This window comes from Chlamydiota bacterium (assembly GCA_016178055.1).
Classification (GTDB): Bacteria; Auribacterota; JACPWU01; order JACPWU01; family JACPWU01; genus JACOUC01.
This window is the reverse complement of record JACOUC010000034.1, coordinates 20031-41874: the sequence shown is the minus strand read 5'-3', so window position 1 is coordinate 41874 and position 21844 is coordinate 20031. Positions and strand designations below refer to the sequence as shown.

Genomic DNA, 21844 nt, shown 5'->3' with positions numbered 1-21844 from the left:
TTTATTCCTCTTCTTCCTTCTGCACGAGTGTATTCAAAATGTTTGAAAGATCCACCTTTTGTCCTTCCTGATGAATTTCATAATTGTGGCGGTTAAGCCAGCTTAAGACACCCCTAAGGGAGTCCAAGGCATATTCCCTTTTTTGTTGGCCCAATTTATAAACTTCGTTCAGATTTTCTTTTTGCCAAAAATCTTCGTTTTTCGCATCGTACGCAAGATTGACCTCATAGTCTGTACTTGCTGTAGAGAGTGCAAAAATTTCTTTCAGTAAATCGTCATTCAATTCTAAACTTTGATGCTGCACGGTGTTTTCCATAATCATCTCCTTAATTTTCTCTCATGCTAAAAAAATCAAGTTATCATACAATGCTTCTTGAAAATGATCAACTCATTAGGAGGATATTTTATGAAGGCCGCTATTTTTCATGAACATGGAGGTCCAGAAAAAATTAGTTTCGAGGATGTTCCGGATCCAAAACTGGAAAGAGGGGAGGTCCTCATTCGAGTGAAGGCTTGCTCCTTAAATCATCTCGACATTTGGGTTAGGCAAGGAATCCCTGCTTATAAAATCAGGCTGCCTCATATTTCGGGATGTGATGTTTCAGGAGAGGTTGCAGGCCTTGGAGATGAGGTCAAGGGTATAAAGACAGGAACACGGGTGATTGTTGCTCCCGGTTTAAGTTGCTTTCAGTGTGAATATTGCTTGTCTGGAAATGATAATCTTTGCCAATCTTACACGATTTTAGGGGCTGGAGTTGATGGAGGCTATGCTCAATTTGTGAAGGCCCCTTTTCAAAATGTCATCGGTATTTCTGACTCACTTTCTTTTGAAGAGGCCGCGGCTTTTCCGCTCACCTTTTTAACGGCTTGGCATATGTTAATGACGCGATGTTGCCTCAAAGCAGGTCAAGTCGTTTTAGTTCTTGCGGCTGGAAGTGGCATTGGTTCTGCGGCCATCCAGATTGCCAAATTGGCAGGCGCCCGTGTGATTGCGGCCGCTGGAACAGAGGAAAAATGCGAACGGGCTAAAAAGTTGGGGGCTGATGAAATCATTCTTTATTCCAAGGAAGATTTTTCTAAAAAGGCCCGTGTTCTCACCCATGGACAAGGGGTGGATGTGGTGTTTGAGCATGTGGGAAGAGAAACTTGGGAGAAAAGTGTGACTGCTCTTCGTAAAAATGGAAAATTGGTCACGTGTGGAGCAACAACAGGAAACGAGGTCAAACTCGATTTGCGTTATGTATTCTCACGTCAACTTTCCATTTTGGGATCGATGATGGGATGTCGGAGTGAATTGCTCACCTTGGTTCGTTTAATGGGGGAGAAAAAACTTAAAGCCGTAATTGATCAGATTTTTCCTCTTGCTGAAGCCCGCAGGGCGCAAGAGCGGATGCTCGAAAGAAAAAATTTCGGGAAGATTTTATTGATCCCTGAATAAAGGAGTTGAAAATAAAAAAGACAAAAAAAAAGCCTCCGACGTAATGTCAGAGGCTTTTTTTCTGTCAAAAAATTAAACCGAAGCCTTGAGTGCTTTCCCTGGTCTGAAACCCACGGAGCGGCTAGCTTTGATTTGAATTTGTTCTCCAGTCTTAGGATTGATTCCCTTTCGGGCTTTTCGGTTTTTAACCATAAAGTTTCCAAAACCAATCAACTGAACGGTTTTATCCTTCTTAAGGCCGGTTCGAATGGCTGTCAAGACAGAATCAAGGGCCTTCTCGGCTGCTGCCTTTGAAGGAATTCCCGAATTCTTGTTTTTTACAATTGTTTCTACCAACTCTGCTTTATTCATAATCCTTTGCCTCCGGTTAAATTTTAGGATTGTCAACGCGACGAGATTCTATACGGGTCCTGGGATAATTACCACAATTATTTTTAATCATCAGTTGTAAGGGGTCCAATATCAGTGATAAGTTTAAAAATATTTTTGAGAATCGAGTGGGTGAAAGTGAAAGGGTTTAGGGGATGTCTGGGAAAAATTTTGAGCCTAGAAAATTTAAAGGTATTCTATTCGATCTCGATGGGGTTTTGGTCGATAGCATGCATCTTCACGATCAGGCGTGGCGAGAGGCTTTGCGCTCCGTAGGGGTTAAGGTGGGGATGACCCCTCATCCCGATACCATTCAAAATCTTATTCTCGATAAAGAAAAACGGCTGAAAGAGATGGAAGCCGCCCATCTTTTTCCAGAGGCCCGGATATGCATTGAAAAATTTCATCAGCAGGGCTATCGCTTAGGAATCGTAACGGGTTCTTTTCTTTCCGAAGTCAGGGTTTTCTTAAAAGAAGAGGTGTTAAATTATTTTCGAGGGGTGGTTACCGCCAGTGACGTTCATCACGGTGAACGCCATCCAGAGCCCTATCTCATGGGTTTGGAGAAGTTGGGTTTAAGTTCTGAAGAAGTGATAGTGATTGAAAATGCTCCCTACGGAATCCGAGCGGCGAAGAGCGCAGGACTTACTTGTATTGCCCTTTCAACCTCACTACCAGCCTCTTATCTGTCACAAGCCGATCTTGTTTTATCAAATCTCAATGAAGTGATAGAACTTTTTTTTTCGTGAAACATATTTTGTGAATGAAATGCATTGGTTTTTCCCCTGGTGACTGGTGACAGGCGACTGGCGACTAAATAACAATGAATCTTCCGTCAGATGCAATATCAAGGAAGGTCATGTATCCGATGACACCGTCCAATTTTTTTGTATATTCTGCCTGGAGTCTAAAAAGTTTGACGGATTCTGAGCAACCATAGAATTTGAGAGGGCCTAACTCTTTGGCTCGTTTGAAAAGGTTAGTGGGCTTAGAAATTTTTTCTTCTTCCAAAAAAGTCTGATAGCATTCATTGATTTTTTTATTTGCAAATTGGGGAGGCGCCAAATCCATTTCTTCTTGGACAAAAGAGATTAAAGCTTCATGAGAAAGAAAAATATGAACTTCTCCCCCCATGGCGGTTGTCGTTGCCGCAAGCGTAGCCGCCAAATGCCATTTCTCATAAGAGGCATGTTGAATGAGTAGGGCAAGCTTGGACGGGTTCTTAGGAATCATGGTTTATCATAACATAAACGAGTTGACCCTTGTCGCGAGACTGAAATTAAATCAAATATCAAAAATCAGTCATGAAAATGAGACGTTGTTACTGGCTATTCCCCTCCTTTGTACCCCAAAGGGGAGGAACTCAATTTTCATCCACTTGGGTGGACTGAAAGTTCATGATGACAAGAATCAAAATGACAGATTGAAATCCAAAATTTTGCAACGTCTTAGGTTTTAACTATTTAAATTTTAGTTTGTCATTTTGATATTTGCATTTTGATTTTTGATATTACGACCTACTCCCACACTCCTGGAATCTTAGTTTGACATTGTGGGCATTGGCCATTGACTAGTCGATTTTTAATCACATTAAAACCCAAACGTTCAATAATCGTTGTCTGACAATGAGGGCAATGTGTATTCTCAAATTCTCCAACCTGACCCGGAAGATTCCCAGCATAGACAAAATCAAGTCCGGCTTCTTTTCCAATGTGGGCGGCCCTTAAAAGGGTGGAGGCAGGTGTTCCGTTTCGATCCTGCATTCTGTAGTCTTGATGAAAGGCGGTGACATGCCAGGGAATTTCTTTTGAAATAGAAACAAGAAATTGGGCTATTTTTTTGAGCTCTTGATCGGAATCATTAAATCCAGGAATACACAGAGTGACAACTTCTACCCAAAATCCTTTTTCTTTCAGAAGAGAAATCGTTTTAAGGACTGTTTGGAGCTGCCCTCCGAGTTGGCGATAATGATTTTCGTCAAAACTTTTTAGATCCACTTTATAAAGATCAACCCAGGGACGAAGATAATCAAGCACCCTTTCTGTCGCATTCCCATTTGAGATATAGGCTGTTTTAAGGCCTGCTCGTTTGGCTTCTTTGAAAATGGCGGCAGCCCATTCACTGGTAATCAAGGGTTCATTGTAAGTGCTGGCAATGACAGGGGCTTGATATTTTTGTGTCAGACGGACCAGTTCTTGGGGACTGATGGGATGAGGTGAGGATTCTGCTTGAGGGTCTCTTAAGGCCTGAGAGGTGAACCAATTTTGACAATACGAACAGTGAAAATCACATCCCAGCATTCCAAAGCTTAAGGCAGACGAGCCTGGAAGGGCGTGAAAGAAAGGTTTTTTCTCGATGGGATCATGCTGAAGGGCTCCCACGTAGCCAAAAGGGACATAAAGTTTTCCATCTCGATTGGATCGGACGAGACACACCCCTCGATGGTCGGGGGCGATTTTGCATAAATGACCACAGGCATAACATTGAATTTTTCCATCGGGGAGGAGGCTATAAAGCTCTCCTTCGATGGTGTATTTTGAAAGTGTTTTTTCAAGAGTTTCTGCCATAATGACCTCTTCATCTCAATGTTACACTCTTTCATTTTTAATTTTGAGCTTAAAATACGGCGTAAGATAAGGTTCAAATTTTATCATTCAATTTAGAGCAATATTCCGTTAATATAGAACAGAACGATGAGTTGCTAAATTTAACGTGAGTAATTTAATTGAGAAAGATTTATTCTAACTCATTTATTATAAGTATAATATGACATATTGTTGTTTTAATTTGCAATATGGTATAGTCCTTGCTAATTTAATACCGAGGTTGAGGTGTAATATGATATTAAAAAAATATACGTTGATCTCGGGTGTGGTTCTTTTTTCTCTTCTTTCGATGAAGGCCTTCGCAGACCGCGATTATGGGTATTATTCTGAAAATCGCTATCGAGGAAATCATTCTTACCAAGGAGGTTTTGCAAGCCGAGAAGGAGGAGATTCCTATCGTGGATATTCTTCAGAAGTCTATTATTCGTGTCCTAACGGCGATTATATTTCTGACCGTCCTGGCCAGTGTCCTCTTGACGGTTCGCCCCTGGTTGCTCGAAGATCGACTTCAGGGGCAAGAAATCCCTATGAGAATCCCTACGCTTATTGAATTGAATTGTGTATCATTTTTGTGTTTTAATGAATGAGGAAGATTCAGCAAACGCTTATTTTAATAATTCGGGTCTCTTTTAGATCATGATTTAGGTGAAATCTCCTTCTTGTGAAAATAAAAACGGTTCGTTTTATTGTATCCGTTCTCGTCGGATTAATCCTTTTAACGCTTTCCTATTTTTGGATCAAAACACGTCATCGTGAAGAAGAACCTATTCGTGTTACCTTCGATTTTGGACAACCGCAAAAGAACCGCATTGCTGTTCTTTTCTTTAATAATATGAGTGGAAGTCCGGATGATGAATATTTAAGCGATGGTTTGACTGAAGACATTATTACCCGATTAGCTAAAATCGATGGTTTAAATGTGATGTCGGCTACCGATGTTCAGCGTTTTAAGGGGCGACCCATTACGATTAAAGAGGTTGGGAAGGCTTTGAATGTTGATGCCGTGATGGAGGGGAGTGTTCGCAAAGTGGGTGAGACTCTTTTGGTGACGGCTCAGTTGATTGATGTGGCCACCGGTCTTCATATTTGGGCGGAGCGCTACGAGAGAAAAATTGCCGTGGAGGACATTTTTGGGCTTCAGAATGAATTAGCCACAAAAATCGCTCAAGCGGCTCATTTGAATTTGAATCAGTCGGCGAAAGAGACCTTGACTCAGAGGCCCACGGTCTCGACCGAGGCTTATGAAGTGTATCTTAGGGGAAAATTTTATCATCTTCAAATGACCGTTGAGGGAAATTGGATGGCCATTGAAATGTTTCAGAAGGCGATTGAACTGGATCCTAATTTTGCGATCGCTTATGCAGGGTTAGGAGATGCCTATGCAAATCATTATCATAGGGTCGAACCTCGAGATCGATTTTGGCTGGACCAGGCCTCCACACAAATAAAAAAGGCGTTGGAGATGGATCCGAGTCTACCCGAGGCGCATAAGGCTTTGGGACATTGCTATAGTAATTTGGGAGAGCATGAAAAAGCTGCTGAGGAATATCAAAAGGCTTTGGCGGTGAAACCCAATTACATGGAGGCCCAGATTGGTTTGGGCGAGGCTTATTGTATTCTTGGAAAATATGACGAGGCCCTACACCAGCTTGAGGAGGCGCTTGATCATCACCCTGAATTTTCATACATTTACTATATGATGGGTTGTGTCTATTCAATGAAAAAGGAAAGGGACCAGGCCCTTAGCTGGTTTGGTAAGGCCTTCGAGAGAGGTTTTCGAAATGTTGAATTAATGGCCAGGGATTCTTTCTTAGACCCTTTAAGAGATGATTCCGGATTTAAAAATTTGATGAAAAAATTTCATTTGGAACATAAAAAAAGGGAAGCGAAAGCAGTGTAAGTATGAAAATAGTCTAAGGTCCACAGTCGACGGTCAACGGTCGACAGTTTTAAAGGAAACATTTTTTTCTATGGACTGTAGACCGTAGACTGTGGACTGATCTTCATCATTAAACTTAAGAACGAAGAAAGGAGGGAGCATTGGAATTGGTAGAAAAGGAAAGGGTCGAACCCGAAGGGGAAGGAAAGGGTAAAGAAGAGGATGAGCCCAAGAGTTTTTTTGAAATGGACGACGATCTTTGGGATGAAGATCTTGAAGAAGAGGAATTACGAGAAAAGATTCGAGAGCACAAGCTCAAGTCTATGAGAGAAAAGAAGCGGATGGGCGACAAGAAAGAGGGAGGTAAGGGAGGATTCTATAAGAAGAAGGGATGAAAATGGGTCTACAGTCAACGGTCGACAGTCGGCAGTTGAACCAGACTCAACTGACCCTTTTTTACAGTTAAGGGAAACTTTTATTGAAAAAAAGAATCGGTGTTTTAACAGGAGGAGGCGATTGTCCTGGCTTGAATGCCGTTCTTCGAGTGATCACAAAGACCGCCATTCAGGATTTTGGAATGGAGGTCTATGGCTTTGAAGATGGCTATGCAGGCCTCGTTGAAAATCGGTTTCGTCCTCTTTCAAGCTGGGATGTTTCTGGAATTTTGACTCTAGGAGGGACCATTCTTGGAACTTCCAATCGAGCCAACCCGTTTAAATATCCTATTCTCAAAAAACAGAAATTGACTTATCGCGATCTTTCCAATCAAGCCCTCCGTCATTACAGAAAATTGGGATTGGAGGCCATCATCGCTATTGGAGGGGATGGAACTTTAAGTATTGCATCCCATCTCATGAAAATGGGTTTTAACATGGTGGGCGTTCCTAAAACCATTGACAATGATTTGAAGGGAACGGATTTTACTTTTGGTTTTGATTCTGCTGTAGCGATTGTCACAGAAGCGATGGATCGAATCCATACCACAGCAGAAAGTCATCATCGCGTGATGATTGTAGAAGTAATGGGTCGTTATGCGGGTTGGATTGCTCTTTATGGAGGGATGGCGGGAGGAGGGGATATTATTTTGATTCCTGAAATTCCATTTGATTTTAAAAAAGTTTTTAGCAAGATCAAGGAGCGGCATAAAATGGGCAAAAATTTTAGCATCGTGGTCGTTGCCGAAGGGGCTTATCCCTTTCGGGGTCATCAGATTGTTAAGCAGAAAGTGAAGGGAAGTCCTGATCCTATTCGTCTGGGAGGGATTTCAGCTCTTCTTTCAGAGAAAATAGAAAAGAAAACAGGATTTGAATCTCGTTTTACAGTTTTGGGCCATTTGCAAAGGGGGGGATCCCCAACCGCCTTTGACCGAATCTTGGCAACCCGATTTGGCTACGAGGCACTCCAATTAATTGTGAAGGGGGATTTTGGAAAAATGGTTGCTCTTCAGGGAAATGAAATTGAGTCTATTCCCATCGAACAAGCGATTGGAGATTTGAAAAAAGTCCCACTGGATCATCCCCTTATTAAGGTGGGTCGATCTCTCGGAATCTCATTTGGGAATTAATGTGAAGAATTCTTGTGAAATCCGTTTATGGATAATCGGGAGTATCTATACGGATAATCTAGATAATCAGGATATATAGATCAACTTATTTTTTGCTCGGCTTTATTATTTGACAAGATTGGGAAGAAAGAGCTAGCATTGAGAAAAAGAAGATCGAGTTTAGGAAGAGGGATTTTAATAAATGTAGGGGAAGACCATTAAAAGGGAGGGTTCGCATGGAAGGCTATTGTGTGAAGTGTAAGGCAAAAAAAGAAATGGTATCAGCAAAAGAAGTAGAAATGAAAAACGGTCGAAGGGCGATGCAGGGAAAATGCCCAACGTGTAATACAGGGATGTTTAAGATTCTTGGGAAGAAGTAAAAGGTAAAACGAAGACATTCAATCAATGCGTACAGCGGTCAGCACTAAACCGCTGGTAAGGTTTTATTAACACATCTTTTTTGTTGGCGGCTGTACGCTCCTTTTCCTTAGGCTTGTCTGTTCAGTTTTTGTCCTATCTCATTAAACTCCACAATTTTGATTTTTGATATTTGATTTTTGATTTTCATTACTGATATAATCCTCCACAATTCCATTTAAGAAGGAGTTTTATTCTCATGGCAAAAGAATTAGCATATGTTTTGGTGACCCCGTATACCATTTTGAAATCTCGTACGGGTGGGATCGTTGCCCGTCTTTTAGCTCGGGCAGAACAGGAATTGGTGGCGGTACGGATGTTTGCACCCAGTCAGAAATTGGTTGAAGAATATGCAGCGCTTCTTCGAAATCAAGATGTTCAGGATGAAGTGGATATTCGGGTAGGTCGTCATAAGGAAGTTCTTCGGGATTTGATTTCTCAATATGTGCTTGATAATTTTTCTCCAGATCCCGAGACGGGTCAACGGCGCAGGGTGATTATGCTTCTTTTTTACGGAGAGAATGCGGTTCAAAAGATTCGCGATGAAGTGGTGGGGCATATTACTTCTCTTTCGATCAGTGGAGAGACGATTCGAGATACCTATGGAGATTGTTTGATCGATCAGGAGGGAAAGGTTCGTTATTTTGAACCGGCCGTTCTCGTGATTCCGAACCCAAAAGGGGCGAGCGAACAACTTTCGCTTTGGGCAAAATATTCTGATACCGATGGGGGCCTTTTAGAGGATGTCATCCAATATCCTAAGGGGACGAAACCGGAAAAGGTGTTGGTTTTGATTAAGCCTGAAAATTTTCAAAGGCCGACCAGTCGTGTCGGCAATATTATTGATATGTTCTCCAAGACGGGACTTTATATTATTTCGGCCCGTCTCATTCAAATGAGTGTGGCTCAAGCCATGGAATTTTATGGGCCGGTTAAAAAGATTCTTCAAGAGAAATTAAAAGGGGGCGTGGCAGAACGTGTTCAAGCAGGGCTTCAAGAGAAATTTGATTTTAAAATTCCAAATGAAATTTTGGAACATTTGACGAACCAGCTTGCTCCGCTTCATGGTTCTCATGAATTCGATAAAATTGTGAAATTTATGACGGGTTCCGATCCATCAGAAATAACGGATTCTGAAAAGACAAAAGAACCGGGTTTACAAAAATGTTTGGCTTTGGTCTATCAAGGAAAAGATGCTGTTCAAAAGATCAGGGGGGTTTTAGGATTAACCGATCCGAATAAGGCTGCACCTGCGACGGTTCGCAGAGAATTTGGACAGAATATTTTGGTGAATGCAGCCCATGCCTCTGATTCGGTCGAAAATGCTGAGCGTGAGATTAAAATTGTGAAAATTGCGGAAAACGATATTCGACCGATGGTCGAGCGTTTTCTAGGTGGAAAAATGTTAGAGGGAGTAAGGTCATGAATACCCTTCTTAAAACACATACCGTTTTGGCTAAACGCGTGATGGCGATCAGTGAGTCTGAAACTTTGGCGATCAATGCTCGGTCAGGGGAATTAAAAGCTCAAGGTGTGGATGTGGTGAGTTTTGCGGCTGGAGAGCCGGATTTTGATACTCCTGATCATATTAAGGAGTTTGCGAAGAAGGCCATTGATGAAGGTTTTACAAAATATACGCCTTCAGGGGGAACGCTCGAGCTTAAGAAGGCCATTTGCGAAAAATTTAAGAAAGATCAGAATTTAGACTATGCTCCCGAAAACGTTATTGTTTCTTGCGGGGCGAAACATTCCTTATTTAATGCGATTTTGTCTTTGTGCGATAAGGATGATGAGGTGATTATTCCTGTTCCCTATTGGGTGACCTATCCTGAACTGGTACGGTTGGCCAATGCGACGCCCGTTTTTTTAAGAACTCGGGAGGAAGAGGGTTTTAAGATTAATCCAGTTAATCTTAAAAAGGTTGTGAGTCGGAAGACAAAAGTCATTATCATGAACAGCCCATCTAATCCAACCGGATCTGCCTATACCCAGGATGAATTAAAGGAGATTGCGAAGATTGTATTTTCAGGTGGAGTTTATGTTATTTCCGATGAAATTTATTCAGAGCTGCTTTACGATGAAATGAAGCATACGAGTTTGGCTAATTTTAATAAGGACCAAACCTTGGTGGTGAATGGGGTTTCAAAATCCTATTCCATGACCGGTTGGCGTATCGGTTATTTGGCCGGGCCCAGTCAAATTGTAAGTGCGATGAATCGTTTGCAGAGTCATAGCACATCCAATCCAACGTCCATTTCTCAGAAGGCGGCGGTTGCTGCTTTAAAAGGGACGGATGAATGTGTGAAGAAAATGGCTAAGGCCTTCCAAGAAAGAAGAGACACTATTGTGGATCGGCTGAACCAAATACCCAAAGTACATGTTCGAAAGCCTGAAGGTGCGTTTTATGTTTTTCCGAATGTGGCTCGCTATGGGATTGGTTCAGCGAAACTTTCTCAGCGTTTGCTCGAAGAAGCCCATGTGGCGGTTGTTCCAGGAGCACCTTTTGGGGCGGATGATTATATCCGTCTTTCCTATGCGACTTCGATGGAAAATATTAAAAAGGGTGTGGACAGGATTGAAAGTTTCTTTAGGAAATTTTTTTAAATCCAAAATGCAAAAATCAAAAACTAAAATGACATTGTAAAATTTAAAATTTTACCTTTGCAATAGCACTAGAAATTTTTGGATTTTGATTTGTCATTTTGCATTTTGATTTTCGAATTTTGGATTTTTTGGCGGAGGGTTTCGATGATGCGAAATGACGTGTTAGAAAAAGGTTCTCCCATTGTGAAAGAGGGAGGAAAATTAAAAGTACCCGTTAAGCCGATTATTCCTTACATTGAGGGCGATGGCGTTGGACCCGATATTTGGGCTGCAACTCAACCTGTGTGGGATGCTGCCGTGAAGAAGGCCTATGACGGGAAAAGGGAGATTCAATGGTTAGAAGTTTTTGCCGGTGAAAAGGCAAAGAGCAAAATGAATCATTGGCTTCCTGAAGAAACGCTTCAGACGCTTCGCGAATTTCGGGTAGGGATTAAAGGGCCTCTTTCAACTCCGGTCGGAGGGGGAATTCGTAGTCTGAATGTTACGCTTCGTCAAGAATTAGATCTTTTTGCGTGTGTGAGGCCCGTTCGATATTTTGAAGGGGTCCCTTCCCCGATTAAAAGACCTGAACTCGTTGACATGGTGATTTTTCGAGAAAATACGGAAGATGTTTATGCCGGGATTGAATGGAAGCAAGGGTCCAAAGAAGTAGAGAGAGTGATCCGTTTTCTGAATGAAGAGATGGGTTGTAAAATTCGTCCTGATTCTGGTATTGGCGTTAAACCCATGAGCGTCATGGGCTCCAAGCGTTTAATTCGCATGGCCGTTCAATATGCGATTCGTCACCACAAATCTTCGGTGACGATGGTTCATAAGGGCAACATTATGAAGTTTACGGAAGGGGCCTTTCGAGAATGGGGTTATGAATTGGCTCGGCAGGAATTTTCAGGAGAATTAGTAACCTATGAGGATATTGAAAAAAATTTTGGCGGTAAAAGACCTAAGGATAAAATCTTAATCAATGATGTGATTGCTGATGCGATGTTTCAACAGGTTTTGTTGAGGCCTTCTGACTATAGTGTACTTGCTCTTCCGAATTTGAATGGAGATTATATGTCCGATGCCTTATTGGCCCAAGTGGGTGGATTGGGCCTTGGACCGGGTGCCAATATTGGAGAAGAAGTTGCTGTTTTTGAGGCGACTCATGGTACAGCTCCCAAATACGCAGGCCAGGATAAGATTAATCCTAGCTCTTTGATTCTTTCTGGGGTTATGATGTTGGAATATTTGGGATGGCAAGAGGCAGCTGATTTAGTGGTGAAAGGACTTCGCAAGACCTTTCTTCAAAAGCGGGTTACCTACGATTTAGAACGCCAGATGGAAGGGGCTAAGCTTCTCAAATGCTCTGAATTTGGTCAGGCGATTGTAGAAAATATGTAGTAAATTCAAAAATCAAAGATCAAACATCAAAATGACATATCAAAATCCAAAAATGATCTAATGCTATTGCGAAAAGGAAGTTTTAAATTTTACATTGTCATTTTGCATTTTGGTTTTTGAATGTTGATTTAATGTTGGGGGTGTAGCTCAATTGGCTAGAGCGCTGCCCTGTCACGGCAGAGGTCGCGGGTTCGAGCCCCGTCACTCCCGGATTTTTCTGTAGCTTTAAGTACATTTGTCATTTTTTCTTTCGGAGTTAGAAAATCGTTTTCCGAATCATTTCAATCCAATGAATCTTTTCTGGCAAGGAAACCAGAGCCATAGGCTTCAGTTCCTTGAGCATTCCTTCGTAAAATTTTATTTTGACGCAATCGTCTCAATCGATGAATGGGATAGGGCATACAATTCCTCACTTTCGGAGGTCTCCTACAAAATTCTCCCCTTCTTTATTGACTTTTCCAAAGGGCATTTCAGGATCATGGTACCAGTGAAGAATCCAATCTTCCTGATAGGCCCTCTCTAACCACTTGGTTTTTAATTCACTCACCTCCATCGGGCAAAGGTCATAAGCACAAACAAAAGTTTGGCGAACATGCCAACGGCTCGGGATAAGATCCCCACCACAAAAAAGTGTTTTCCCTTCTGAAAAAATTTTAATCGCCTGATGGCCTTGGCTATGGGCACCCGTCAGCATAATATCGAGACCTTGCAACAACTCTATATCTCCATCAAGCCATTCTACCTGATGATGATCCAAGACAGGCAAAAAATTCTCCTCCCAATACGATCCCCGACTCAAACGCGTAGGATGAATCGCAGCCTCCCATTCTTTTTTCTGAATCAAGTATCGGGCCTTTGAAAACCGCGTCTTTAATTTTCCATTTTCAAAACAAGTAAAGCCTCCTGCATGATCCATATGTAAATGGGTTGGAATGACAAAATCAATCTCCTCAAAACTAAAACCTGCTTTCTTTAAATTTTGTGAAAAAGCTCCATCATCTGATCGACCATAAATTTTCTTTTTCTTGGAATCAAGCTTTGATCCAATTCCCGTTTCAATTAAAATCTTTTTACCTTTCACAACAACCAAAAGGCAATGCGTCCCCCATAAAGCCATGTTATTTTGATCAACTTGAAGAAATTTAGACCAAATCACCTTAGGAACAATGCCAAACATCGTCCCGCCATCCAATTGAAAGAGACCGTCAGAAATAACATAGATTTCAAATTTACCTAGCTTCATAATTAATTTAGAATCCAAAAATCAAAATGCAAAATGACACATCAAAATTCAAAAATATTCTAGCACCCTTGCAAGGGAAGTATTTTAAATTTTGGTTTGTCATTTTGATTTTTGATATTTGATTTCTGGATTTTCATACTCCACCAACGCCTCTACCAAACCTTCAATCGTATGAACCTTTGCTTCAATATCCACCTTTAAACCTAATCCTCGGGCTGTAGCCGAAGTAATGGGACCTATGCTGGCCACCTTAAAATGATTTTTTAAGGATTCAAAATGATTTCCCAAACTCTCAACAAAATTTTTGACTGTAGAGGAACTGGTAAAAGTAACCCAGTCCATTTTAGAATTAAAAATTTCATGGAGGAACGAAGATCCTTCATGGATCGGAGGATAGACTGTTTTATAAAGAATGATATCCGTCACCCAAGCCCCTTCTTTTTTTAATCCCTCAGAAAGAAGAATTCTCGCCCCCTCGGCTCGAGGTAAAAGAAAATTTTGACTTTTAAGATTTCCTAACTCCTTAAAACTTTCTAGCAAGGCCTCCGAAACAAATTCGCGAGGGGTTAAATCAACGCTGATGCTGTATTTTTCAAGCGCTTCACGCGTTACATCACCCATGGCCGCAATTTTGATTCCTTTTAAATCTCGAATATCTTTTAAATGAAGCTTCAAACGTTCTAAAAAAATATTGACCGCATTGACACTGGTAAAAACAATCCAGTTAAATTTTGCTAAATGAAAAATCGCCTGGTCGATCGGAGCCCAATTTTCAGGGGGAACCACCTGAAGCACGGGAAACTCAATAGGGTCTGCCCCCAATTTTTCTAGAGTATTAACCAATGTACTGGCTTGTTCTCTTGAGCGGGTGACTAAAATCCTTTTCCCAAAAAGAGGTCCCTTTTCAAACCAGTTAAGCTTTTCCCGAAGTCTAACCACTTCTCCAACAATAAAAATAGAAGGCGCCTCTAACCCAGCCTCTTTTACCTTTCCAACGACATCGGACAAATTTCCTACAACTGTTTTTTGCCTTGGAAGCGTCCCCCACATAACCATGGCACAGGGAGTTGAGGTGGGCCGTCCATTCCGAATAAGCTCGTGAACAATATGTTGTAGTTGAGAAACCCCCATTAAAAAAACCAGTGTACCTAAACCAGTCGAAATTTTAGACCAAGGGATCTGACTCTCTTCCTCTCTTGAATTTTCATGACCTGTCAAAAAACCTACTGATGAAGTAAAATCTCGATGCGTTAAGGGAATCCCTGCATAGGCTGGAACTGCAACTGCAGAGGATACGCCGGGAACCACCTCCCAATCAATTCCTTGATGGGTTAGAAATAAAGCCTCTTCAGCTCCTCGGCCAAAAATAAAGGGATCTCCCCCTTTCAATCGAACGACCGTTTTCCCTTGATGAGTCTTTTCAATTAAAATCGCTTCAATCTCTTTTTGAGAAACGGAAACTTCCCCACCTCTTTTCCCAACAAAAATAAGTTCGACACTGGAAGGAGCATTACGAATAATATTCTCAGAGACCAGAGCATCATAGACAAGAACGTCTGCCTCTTGGATGAGATGAAGTGCCTTCACAGTCAAAAGCCCTGGATCTCCTGGCCCCGCCCCGACAAGATAGACTTTACCTTTTTTTTCTTGAGTCATGAGAAATACACCCTTGAATCTAGAATTTTTTTGTACAAAATCGAGATTAAGATTACCATTCTTTCATTTGGCAAAACATGTTTTTCAACTGCTGGCAATGTAAAATACACAAAGATTATACAGTAGAGGGATGCAGATATTAAATTGACCACCCATACAAAATGGACTAAAATTAGAGACAAAATTATAGACTTATTTTATATAACAAAGCTATTATAAATAGGTAATATAGGACAAATATGGAGACATATAAAGAGACACATCCTTGGTTAAAGTTTTACATAGATTTGAGAACGGCCTCTCCCAAATTGTGGTTGCTTCTTGGAGAAGCACAGTCAAAATGCGCACATATTGCAGGCGTTCCTCTTCGCCCAAATACAGCAGAAAAACTTTATCAACTCTATCTAGCCAAAGGAGCCCTGGCCACTACAGCGATTGAAGGCAACACTTTATCAGAAGAAGAAGTTCTTCAGCATCTTGAAGGTAAACTAAAGCTACCTCCATCTCGCGAATATTTAGCTCAGGAGATCGACAACATTCTTGAAGGATGTAATCAAATCTTGGAAGAAATTCGGCAAGGTCGCCAGCTGGCGCTCAGGCCTGAAACAATCAAGGCATTGAACAAAATTGTTTTAAACAAACTAAACCTCGCAGCAGAAGTTATTCCTGGTGAATCGAGAAAACATCAAGTTGGCGTAGCCCGTTACAAAGGGGCTCCGGCTGGAGAATGTGAACTTTTACTTCAAAGATTATGCGATTGGCTCAATGGAGAAAATTTTAAAGCACCTCAAAATATGGAAATTGTGTACGCTATTTTGAAAGCTGTCTTGTCACATCTTTATCTGGCCTGGATTCATCCATTCGACGATGGTAATGGAAGAACCGCACGACTTGTCGAATTTCAGATTTTGATTAGTTCAGGGGTGCCTGCACCTGCCGCGCATCTTTTCAGCAATCATTACAATCAAACAAGAACTGAGTATTACCGTCAACTGGACTATGCAAGCCAATCTGGAGGAGATATTCTTCCTTTCATTGAATATGCAGTTCAAGGTTTTGTAGATGGTCTAAAATCACAGCTTGAACGTATTCGCGATCAGCAATGGGATGTGGTCTGGCGCAATTACGTCCACGAATCTTTTCGTGATAAAACGTCTCTGGGTGACGTCCGTCGTCGCCATCTCATATTAGATCTATCTTTGACAGAGGGTCCTATTCCTTTTGATAGATTGACTGAGGTAAGCCCCCGGGTAGCCGCATCCTATGCAAGAAAAACTACAAAAACATTATCACGGGATATCAATGAACTGCGTCTAATGGGTTTGCTAGCCAAGGGAAAAGAAGGATACCGAACACGCAAGGAAATGATCTTGGCATTTCTACCCCCAAAAGCTGAACGTGTTCAGCCAGAAATATGATACCATCCTTACAATGAATCCGAAGATGAAGAAAAGAAGAATGATGATGAGCCGATTGGTTCCATTAAAAGAGGCCCGTCGTGATTTTGATCTCCTCTTCTGGAAAAGGATCGGTACCCAGGGAAAATTTGAGGCCGCTTGGAATATGGTATGCGATCTAGCCAACTGGAAGCCAGGTTATGCCCATCAACAGAGACTTCGAAGAACTGTTGCATCTCTTAAACTCCGCAAAGGCTAAATACTTGGTTGTAGGGGCTTATGCCGTGATTGTTTATACGGAACCTCGCTACACCAAGGATTTGGATATTTGGATTAAACCTGACTCAGATAACGCCGAAAAAGTCTATAAACTACTTGAAAAATTTGGTGCTCCTGTTGGAAATTTATCACTGGATGATCTTTGTAATGTTAAAATGGTCTATCAAATTGGGATGGAGCCAAACAGAATCGATATTTTGATGGGAATTGGTAAGCTTCCATTTGAAGAGGCTTGGAAAAGGAGAAAACAGGTCTTTTATGGAAAAGAAAAAATTCATTTGATCAGCCTAAAAGATCTGATTCAAGCTAAAAAAGAAGCCGGTCGTCCTCATGATAAAATTGATTTAGAAGCCCTCGTTCAAGTTTTTAAAAAATCAAAAAAAAGATGAATCACGGCTCCTATGAATCATTTTACTTGCCCCTTCTTCCAACATCGATTGGGCCAATTGTTTTCCTAATTTTTCAAAATCACTTTTATTTCCAAAAATTTTTTTACGAATTATTTTTTTCCCATCAGGCGTGGCTACAAGTCCCTCAAGAGATAATTCATCACCCGCTACCTCTCCATAGGCTGCAATCGGAAGACGACATCCTCCCCCTAAGCAATCTAAAAAAGCCCGTTCGGCCCCCGTAGCACAAAAAAGATCCTCATCCTGAAGAGGGTTCAATAGTTCTTGCGCCTCACGGTCATCCTTTCGAATTTCAACCGCTAAGGCTCCTTGACCTACGGCCGGAAGCATTTCTTCAAAAGCGAATTCCTGGGTGATCCATTCTTCCAGCCCTAAACGTATCATTCCAGCTTTTGCAAGCACCACCGCATCGAGAGGACCTTCATAAACTTTTTTAATACGGGTCGAAACATTTCCTCGAATCTCTTCCACTACAAGATCAGGCCGCGTAGAAAGAAGTTGAGAACGTCGGCGAAAACTCGAGGTTCCAACACGAGCCCCTTGTGGAAGATATTCAAAACGGACATGATCTTTGGACACCAAAACATCTTGGGGTGACTCACGAACGGGAACGGCTCCTAAACATAAACCCAAAGGTAATTGGGTCGGAAGATCTTTCAAACTATGAACAGCAAAATCGGCTTCTTTTGATAAAAGAGCCTCTTCTAATTCTTTGGTAAAAACACCTTTTCCACCCATTTCCCACAATTTTTGACTTCTTTGGGTATCTCCTAAAGTTTTGATTATTTTAATCTTAATTTCAAAATCTGGAAAAATTTCCGAAATTTGCTCTTGAACAAATCGAGCCTGCCACAACGCGAGCTTGCTCCCCCGACTTGCAATCACCCAATAGGTCTTCATTTAATTTTTTCCTGATATTCCATTCGATCGAGTGATCATTACCTGATATCGATTCATAAATCGTCCTGTTTCTTCCTCGACCAAAGCATCCGCCTTTTCACATTCCTTCAATCGCTCTTGTAAATTTTTTTCTGCAATCCCCTTTAAATCATCAATATTATAGAGATAAACATTATCCAAGGCGTTGACCTCCGGATCAATATCGCGGGGAACAGCAATATCAATCATAAAAAGCGAATGCTGCCGGCGCCGATCCATCAGTTCAAGAACATCCTCTCGATGCAAAATAAAATGAGGAGCTGCGGTTGAACTGATCAAGATATCAGCCTCAATCCCTTGCGTTTTAATTTCATCGAACCGGATTGCCTTTCCTGAAAACTTTTGAGCCAGGCTTTGCGCTTTTTCAAAAGAGCGATTGGAGGCAATAATTCCTTTCACACCTTTCTCGACCAGTTTACGAACCGTTTGTTCGCTGACCTTACCCGCTCCGACCAGAAGAACCGTTTTTGAAAATAAACTTCCGAAAATTTTTTCTGCAAGTTGGACAGCAACAGAACTTACCGAAAGACTCCCTTCGTGAATCTTCGTCGTACTCTGTAAAAGTTTGGCCACATAAAAAGATTTTTGGAAAAGGGTGTTTAAAATAAGACCTGTTGATTGAATCTCGCTCGCCAACTGATAAGCCTTTTTCACTTGGCCCAAAACTTCTGTTTCTCCAACCACCATAGAGTCAAGCCCTGAAGCCACACGAAACAAATGACGGACAGCATCACGCCCTTCGTAAAAATAAAGGGATTTTTCAAAATCAGGAATGCTCACTTTATGAAATTGCCCTAGAAATTTGGCTAGACTTTCAAGAGAATCAGACCTGTCCCAGACCTTATAAAACTCCACACGGTTACAGGTCGAGAGAACCAACGCCTCTGAGGCAAGGCCCAACTCCCGAATACGTTTCAGACATTCCATGGCCTGAGGCTGGCTAAACGCCAACTTTTCTCGCAAGGCCACATCCGCCGTTTTATGATTAAGTCCAATGACTTGGATATTCATTTTTACCTTTGACTAAAAAAGAGCTAGAAGCTGGAAGCTAGAAGAACAGCTAGACGCTAGAGGCTGGAAGCTAGATGTAAATACGTTATTACTTCTAGCCTTTAGCTTTCAGCCTCTAGCAGTTTTTAATAGCCTTCAACTTCTAGCTTCTTTAAAAGAAGCCATGTCCTTTTGATACATAATTCATGATAAAAAAATTAATAAGAATCAACGCAAAACCAATCATAGAAAGATAAGCCACCTTTCTTCCCCGCCAACGTGTAGCGGAGCGAATATAAAGAATGACGCCATAAATAAGCCATGTTAAAAACGAAAACATGACCTTGGGATCATTATATTTTAAAGACACCTTCCCCCACCAGGCCCAGAAAATACCATTGATTAAACCCAATCCCAAAAGAAGAGTTCCTGCCCAGAGAGAACGAAAACTTATAAGCTCAATATATTCAAGAGGAGGAAGCCGACTCAGAAGAGGAGCTGAAGTCTTCAGTTTCAGCTCCCGTTCTAGAACGAGGTAAAAAAATCCGCTGATGAAGGAAATAGTAAAGGCGGCATAACCCAAAAGCGACAGAAAAACATGTGTCCCAAACCAAAAAGCATTGAAAGAAGGAATGCCTTTATGAAAAGAAGAAGGCAAGATAAGCGCCAAAATTCCTACCACAAGCACAATGACAAGAATAACACCCCCCCAAATTCTCAAGCGCATAAAAATTTCTCTATTTTCTGATTTATCACCTTTTGAATTTCGTTTGCGTTTAAACCTAAACGAATCTGTTCGAGAATATTAGAATGGACCAATTGAGTAAAAAATTCTCTACGTTGCTCTTCTTTGGGGAGACGTTCTTGAATATCCTTGCGTGAGCTTTCCATGGCCTTCAAGAAAAGCGCATATTCTGGACCAAATTCTAATTCAAGATCTTGACGTATCTTTTTCGCCATCGCAGGACTTGCCCCTTCCGTGGAAACGGCAATCACTAATTTACCTCGCCGTAAGATACTGGGCGCAATAAAATTACATAATTCAGGATCGTCCACCACATTGACAAAAAGCCCCCGCTCCTCAGCTTCTCTAAAAATAGCCGCGTTGATCAATCGATCATTCGTTGAAGCAATCACTAAATGAACTCCCACTAAATCATCGGGTTCATAAACCTTTTTTTCCCAAATAATTTTCTCTTTCTTAGCCAAATTCTCAATCTCAGGAATGACCTCCGGCGCATAGACGCAAACCTTTGAACCACAATCAATAAGGGATTCTGCCTTTCTTAAAGCAATAGGTCCCCCACCAAAAATGGCCGATGTTTTCCCTTTCAAATTCAAAAAAACGGGGTAATACATAAATCCCTTTCCTTCTAATGTAGAATTTTCTTATGATATAGTCTTAAAAGATTCGGGTCAAGGAATCTGAAATGATGAAAATAGAGTATGACTTACAATACCGTAAAGCACTTTAAAAAAATTCTCTCTCTTATTCTTTTTGCATCAACCTTTTTTTCCCTCCAGGCTGCTCAAGAGATCAAACCTAAGATCCCCTGGGAACGACTCAAAGTTTACAATCATACCCTCACGGAAAGTGAATTTCGAAGGGCCCTCAAAACACTCTACTCTCCAGATGGAAGCCTTTATGCCTATTTAAAAATAACTCCTTACTATGTTGACATCTTTCGTAATACCCAAAAAACTCGGCCTGCCCTCTTTAGATTACTTCTTGCAAAAAAACATCCATTAAAAAAAATGGTTTCTCAGCATTTAAAAAAAATAAAATCTTCTCTTCCTCTCAATGAACTTCGAATTTTACTTGATCCGGGACACATTGGAGGAGATTATGCGAAGATGGAAGAGCGGGTTCTCCCTGTTGAAAAACATCCTCCCATTAAGGAAGCAGAACTGAATCTCAAAACAGCCCTTCTTTTAAAGAAAAAACTCGTGAATCTGGGAGCTAAAGTTTATCTCACCAAAAAAGATTTTACTCCAGTGACCAAGGCCCGACCCAAAGATTTTCGAAAAATAGTTGAAAAAGAAATTCTCTCCAACCCCTCTTCTGCGAAAGATCCCTCGACTCAAAAAATCCTGATCCAAAAACGAATGGAACAACTCTTTTACCGAACAGCCGAAATTAAGGCCCGGGCTGAACTCGCTCAGAGAATCCATCCTGATTTTACACTCTGCATCCATTTTAATGCGGCTCCCGCTTCCCCTGAAAAACCCTGGGTGGAAGATAACCGCCTGGTGGTTTTTGTTCATGGATGCTACGAATCACAAGAATTGGCTTCAGAAGAAATGCGCTATAAACTTTTTTTAAAACTTCTTGAAAATTCTCGAGAAACGGAAGAAAAATTGGGAGGCGCCATTGCAACAAGCCTCGCGAAAGAAACCTCGCTTCCAGCCGTTCAATATACACCCAGTTCACAATACAAGTGTATCAATGATAACCCTTATCTCTACGCAAGAAATCTTGCCGCCAACCGCCTCTTCCCGGGTCCCGTTATTTATTTAGAGCCCTACTATCAAAACAACCCCTTGGTTCGAGACCGCATTCTTGAAGGGGATTATGAAGGGAAAAAAATGATTCAGGGTAAACCCTACAAAAGTATTTTCCAAGAATATGCAGACGGAGTCGCACAGGGAATTTTAGCCTGGATTTCTCATTAAACCCAGAATTTGCAATAGGCC

General features: G+C 41.4%; 24 protein-coding genes and 1 tRNA gene. 15 read left to right on the top strand and 10 right to left on the bottom strand.

All coding sequences use genetic code 11. The features are described 5' to 3' along the window. Window position 1 precedes the first annotated feature (1 nt). On the bottom strand, window positions 2-316 hold the full coding sequence (locus tag HYS07_04295) for a hypothetical protein (protein MBI1870396.1): 315 nt from the start codon (window positions 314-316) through the stop codon (window positions 2-4). Between the two features lie 90 nt (window positions 317-406). On the opposite strand from HYS07_04295, the gene HYS07_04290 reads away from it, so the two are divergent. Then, complete coding sequence (locus HYS07_04290; GenBank protein MBI1870395.1) at window positions 407-1438, top strand: zinc-binding dehydrogenase; 1032 nt, start codon at window positions 407-409, stop codon at window positions 1436-1438. A 72-nt stretch (window positions 1439-1510) separates the two neighbouring features. On the opposite strand, the gene HYS07_04285 is transcribed toward HYS07_04290, so the two are convergent. Next, the gene (locus tag HYS07_04285) at window positions 1511-1789 is read right to left on the bottom strand and encodes an HU family DNA-binding protein (GenBank protein MBI1870394.1); all 279 of its coding nucleotides are present in this window, start codon (window positions 1787-1789) and stop codon (window positions 1511-1513) included. Between the two features lie 173 nt (window positions 1790-1962). On the opposite strand from HYS07_04285, the gene HYS07_04280 reads away from it, so the two are divergent. Beyond that, window positions 1963-2556: an HAD family phosphatase gene (locus HYS07_04280; protein MBI1870393.1), complete on the top strand. Its 594-nt coding sequence runs from the start codon at window positions 1963-1965 to the stop codon at window positions 2554-2556. Window positions 2557-2620: 64 nt separating this feature from the next. Here HYS07_04280 and HYS07_04275 read toward each other — a convergent pair whose 3' ends face one another. Continuing rightward, entirely contained in the window at window positions 2621-3040 is a 420-nt protein-coding gene (locus HYS07_04275) for a hypothetical protein (protein ID MBI1870392.1), read from the bottom strand. Between the two features lie 284 nt (window positions 3041-3324). Continuing rightward, window positions 3325-4374, bottom strand: coding sequence for an AmmeMemoRadiSam system radical SAM enzyme (gene amrS / locus HYS07_04270; GenBank protein MBI1870391.1), 1050 nt, complete (start codon window positions 4372-4374; stop codon window positions 3325-3327). A 271-nt stretch (window positions 4375-4645) separates the two neighbouring features. Here amrS and HYS07_04265 point away from each other — a divergent pair, with 271 nt between their 5' ends. The 9 genes from HYS07_04265 to HYS07_04225 all read left to right on the top strand — a co-directional run bounded on the left by HYS07_04265 (window position 4646) and on the right by HYS07_04225 (window position 12446). Next, on the top strand, window positions 4646-4963 hold the full coding sequence (locus HYS07_04265) for a hypothetical protein (protein MBI1870390.1): 318 nt from the start codon (window positions 4646-4648) through the stop codon (window positions 4961-4963). 111 nt (window positions 4964-5074) lie between these two features. Then, the gene (locus HYS07_04260; GenBank protein MBI1870389.1) at window positions 5075-6313 is read left to right on the top strand and encodes a tetratricopeptide repeat protein; all 1239 of its coding nucleotides are present in this window, start codon (window positions 5075-5077) and stop codon (window positions 6311-6313) included. 140 nt (window positions 6314-6453) lie between these two features. Beyond that, window positions 6454-6687 (top strand): hypothetical protein, encoded by a 234-nt coding sequence (locus HYS07_04255; GenBank protein ID MBI1870388.1) that lies wholly within the window; start codon window positions 6454-6456, stop codon window positions 6685-6687. 83 nt (window positions 6688-6770) lie between these two features. Further along, window positions 6771-7856: a 6-phosphofructokinase gene (locus HYS07_04250; GenBank protein ID MBI1870387.1), complete on the top strand. Its 1086-nt coding sequence runs from the start codon at window positions 6771-6773 to the stop codon at window positions 7854-7856. Between the two features lie 215 nt (window positions 7857-8071). After that, entirely contained in the window at window positions 8072-8215 is a 144-nt protein-coding gene (locus HYS07_04245; GenBank protein MBI1870386.1) for a hypothetical protein, read from the top strand. A gap of 236 nt (window positions 8216-8451) precedes the next feature. Then, the gene (locus tag HYS07_04240) at window positions 8452-9678 is read left to right on the top strand and encodes a nucleoside-diphosphate kinase (protein ID MBI1870385.1); all 1227 of its coding nucleotides are present in this window, start codon (window positions 8452-8454) and stop codon (window positions 9676-9678) included. Further along, a complete protein-coding gene (locus HYS07_04235; protein ID MBI1870384.1) occupies window positions 9675-10856 on the top strand; it encodes a pyridoxal phosphate-dependent aminotransferase in 1182 nt (393 codons plus the stop codon). The genes HYS07_04240 and HYS07_04235 overlap by 4 nt, the downstream gene beginning before the upstream one ends. A 144-nt stretch (window positions 10857-11000) precedes the next feature. Then, a complete protein-coding gene (gene icd / locus HYS07_04230; protein MBI1870383.1) occupies window positions 11001-12236 on the top strand; it encodes an isocitrate dehydrogenase (NADP(+)) in 1236 nt (411 codons plus the stop codon). Between the two features lie 136 nt (window positions 12237-12372). Continuing rightward, window positions 12373-12446: transfer RNA gene (locus tag HYS07_04225), tRNA-Asp, on the top strand. A 199-nt stretch (window positions 12447-12645) separates the two neighbouring features. Here HYS07_04225 and HYS07_04220 read toward each other — a convergent pair. Next, window positions 12646-13479 (bottom strand): MBL fold metallo-hydrolase, encoded by an 834-nt coding sequence (locus HYS07_04220; protein ID MBI1870382.1) that lies wholly within the window; start codon window positions 13477-13479, stop codon window positions 12646-12648. Window positions 13480-13578: 99 nt separating this feature from the next. Next, entirely contained in the window at window positions 13579-15135 is a 1557-nt protein-coding gene (gene cobA / locus HYS07_04215; protein MBI1870381.1) for a uroporphyrinogen-III C-methyltransferase, read from the bottom strand. 239 nt (window positions 15136-15374) lie between these two features. On the opposite strand from cobA, the gene HYS07_04210 reads away from it, so the two are divergent. The 3 genes from HYS07_04210 to HYS07_04200 are packed head-to-tail and all read left to right on the top strand — an operon-like array spanning window position 15375 to window position 17200. Next, entirely contained in the window at window positions 15375-16553 is a 1179-nt protein-coding gene (locus HYS07_04210) for a Fic family protein (protein MBI1870380.1), read from the top strand. Window positions 16554-16578: 25 nt separating this feature from the next. Continuing rightward, window positions 16579-16791 carry a hypothetical protein gene (locus HYS07_04205; GenBank protein ID MBI1870379.1) on the top strand — a complete coding sequence of 71 codons (213 nt, stop codon included), beginning with the start codon at window positions 16579-16581 and terminating at the stop codon, window positions 16789-16791. Then, on the top strand, window positions 16733-17200 hold the full coding sequence (locus HYS07_04200) for a nucleotidyltransferase (protein ID MBI1870378.1): 468 nt from the start codon (window positions 16733-16735) through the stop codon (window positions 17198-17200). Before HYS07_04205 ends, HYS07_04200 begins: the two co-directional genes overlap by 59 nt. Here HYS07_04200 and hemC read toward each other — a convergent pair. The 4 genes from hemC to HYS07_04180 form a co-directional block, all read right to left on the bottom strand. Continuing rightward, window positions 17186-18121 (bottom strand): hydroxymethylbilane synthase, encoded by a 936-nt coding sequence (gene hemC, locus HYS07_04195; GenBank protein MBI1870377.1) that lies wholly within the window; start codon window positions 18119-18121, stop codon window positions 17186-17188. The genes HYS07_04200 and hemC overlap by 15 nt on opposite strands. After that, window positions 18122-19171 (bottom strand): glutamyl-tRNA reductase, encoded by a 1050-nt coding sequence (locus HYS07_04190; protein ID MBI1870376.1) that lies wholly within the window; start codon window positions 19169-19171, stop codon window positions 18122-18124. A 151-nt stretch (window positions 19172-19322) separates the two neighbouring features. Next, entirely contained in the window at window positions 19323-19877 is a 555-nt protein-coding gene (ccsA, locus tag HYS07_04185) for a cytochrome c biogenesis protein CcsA (GenBank protein MBI1870375.1), read from the bottom strand. After that, window positions 19868-20509: a bifunctional precorrin-2 dehydrogenase/sirohydrochlorin ferrochelatase gene (locus tag HYS07_04180; GenBank protein ID MBI1870374.1), complete on the bottom strand. Its 642-nt coding sequence runs from the start codon at window positions 20507-20509 to the stop codon at window positions 19868-19870. Before HYS07_04180 ends, ccsA begins: the two co-directional genes overlap by 10 nt. A gap of 87 nt (window positions 20510-20596) precedes the next feature. Between HYS07_04180 and HYS07_04175 the strand changes: the two genes are divergently transcribed. Beyond that, complete coding sequence (locus HYS07_04175) at window positions 20597-21823, top strand: N-acetylmuramoyl-L-alanine amidase (GenBank protein MBI1870373.1); 1227 nt, start codon at window positions 20597-20599, stop codon at window positions 21821-21823. The last annotated feature ends 21 nt before the right edge of the window (window positions 21824-21844 follow it).

Bases quoted from the DNA above. Each gene is read 5' to 3' on its own strand.
- HYS07_04280 (MBI1870393.1), top strand. From the start codon at position 1,963: ATGTCTGGGAAAAATTTTGAGCCTAGAAAATTTAAAGGTATTCTATTC.
- HYS07_04175 (MBI1870373.1), top strand. From the start codon at position 20,597: ATGACTTACAATACCGTAAAGCACTTTAAAAAAATTCTCTCTCTTATT.
- HYS07_04285 (MBI1870394.1), bottom strand. From the start codon at position 1,789: ATGAATAAAGCAGAGTTGGTAGAAACAATTGTAAAAAACAAGAATTCG.
- hemC (MBI1870377.1), bottom strand. From the start codon at position 18,121: ATGAAGACCTATTGGGTGATTGCAAGTCGGGGGAGCAAGCTCGCGTTG.
- HYS07_04190 (MBI1870376.1), bottom strand. From the start codon at position 19,171: ATGAATATCCAAGTCATTGGACTTAATCATAAAACGGCGGATGTGGCC.
- HYS07_04290 (MBI1870395.1), top strand. From the start codon at position 407: ATGAAGGCCGCTATTTTTCATGAACATGGAGGTCCAGAAAAAATTAGT.
- HYS07_04210 (MBI1870380.1), top strand. From the start codon at position 15,375: ATGGAGACATATAAAGAGACACATCCTTGGTTAAAGTTTTACATAGAT.
- HYS07_04180 (MBI1870374.1), bottom strand. From the start codon at position 20,509: ATGTATTACCCCGTTTTTTTGAATTTGAAAGGGAAAACATCGGCCATT.
- ccsA (MBI1870375.1), bottom strand. From the start codon at position 19,877: ATGCGCTTGAGAATTTGGGGGGGTGTTATTCTTGTCATTGTGCTTGTG.
- HYS07_04205 (MBI1870379.1), top strand. From the start codon at position 16,579: ATGAAGAAAAGAAGAATGATGATGAGCCGATTGGTTCCATTAAAAGAG.
- HYS07_04240 (MBI1870385.1), top strand. From the start codon at position 8,452: ATGGCAAAAGAATTAGCATATGTTTTGGTGACCCCGTATACCATTTTG.
- HYS07_04275 (MBI1870392.1), bottom strand. From the start codon at position 3,040: ATGATTCCTAAGAACCCGTCCAAGCTTGCCCTACTCATTCAACATGCC.
- HYS07_04200 (MBI1870378.1), top strand. From the start codon at position 16,733: ATGCCCATCAACAGAGACTTCGAAGAACTGTTGCATCTCTTAAACTCC.
- HYS07_04265 (MBI1870390.1), top strand. From the start codon at position 4,646: ATGATATTAAAAAAATATACGTTGATCTCGGGTGTGGTTCTTTTTTCT.
- amrS (MBI1870391.1), bottom strand. From the start codon at position 4,374: ATGGCAGAAACTCTTGAAAAAACACTTTCAAAATACACCATCGAAGGA.
- icd (MBI1870383.1), top strand. From the start codon at position 11,001: ATGATGCGAAATGACGTGTTAGAAAAAGGTTCTCCCATTGTGAAAGAG.
- HYS07_04295 (MBI1870396.1), bottom strand. From the start codon at position 316: ATGGAAAACACCGTGCAGCATCAAAGTTTAGAATTGAATGACGATTTA.
- cobA (MBI1870381.1), bottom strand. From the start codon at position 15,135: ATGACTCAAGAAAAAAAAGGTAAAGTCTATCTTGTCGGGGCGGGGCCA.
- HYS07_04235 (MBI1870384.1), top strand. From the start codon at position 9,675: ATGAATACCCTTCTTAAAACACATACCGTTTTGGCTAAACGCGTGATG.
- HYS07_04245 (MBI1870386.1), top strand. From the start codon at position 8,072: ATGGAAGGCTATTGTGTGAAGTGTAAGGCAAAAAAAGAAATGGTATCA.
- HYS07_04220 (MBI1870382.1), bottom strand. From the start codon at position 13,479: ATGAAGCTAGGTAAATTTGAAATCTATGTTATTTCTGACGGTCTCTTT.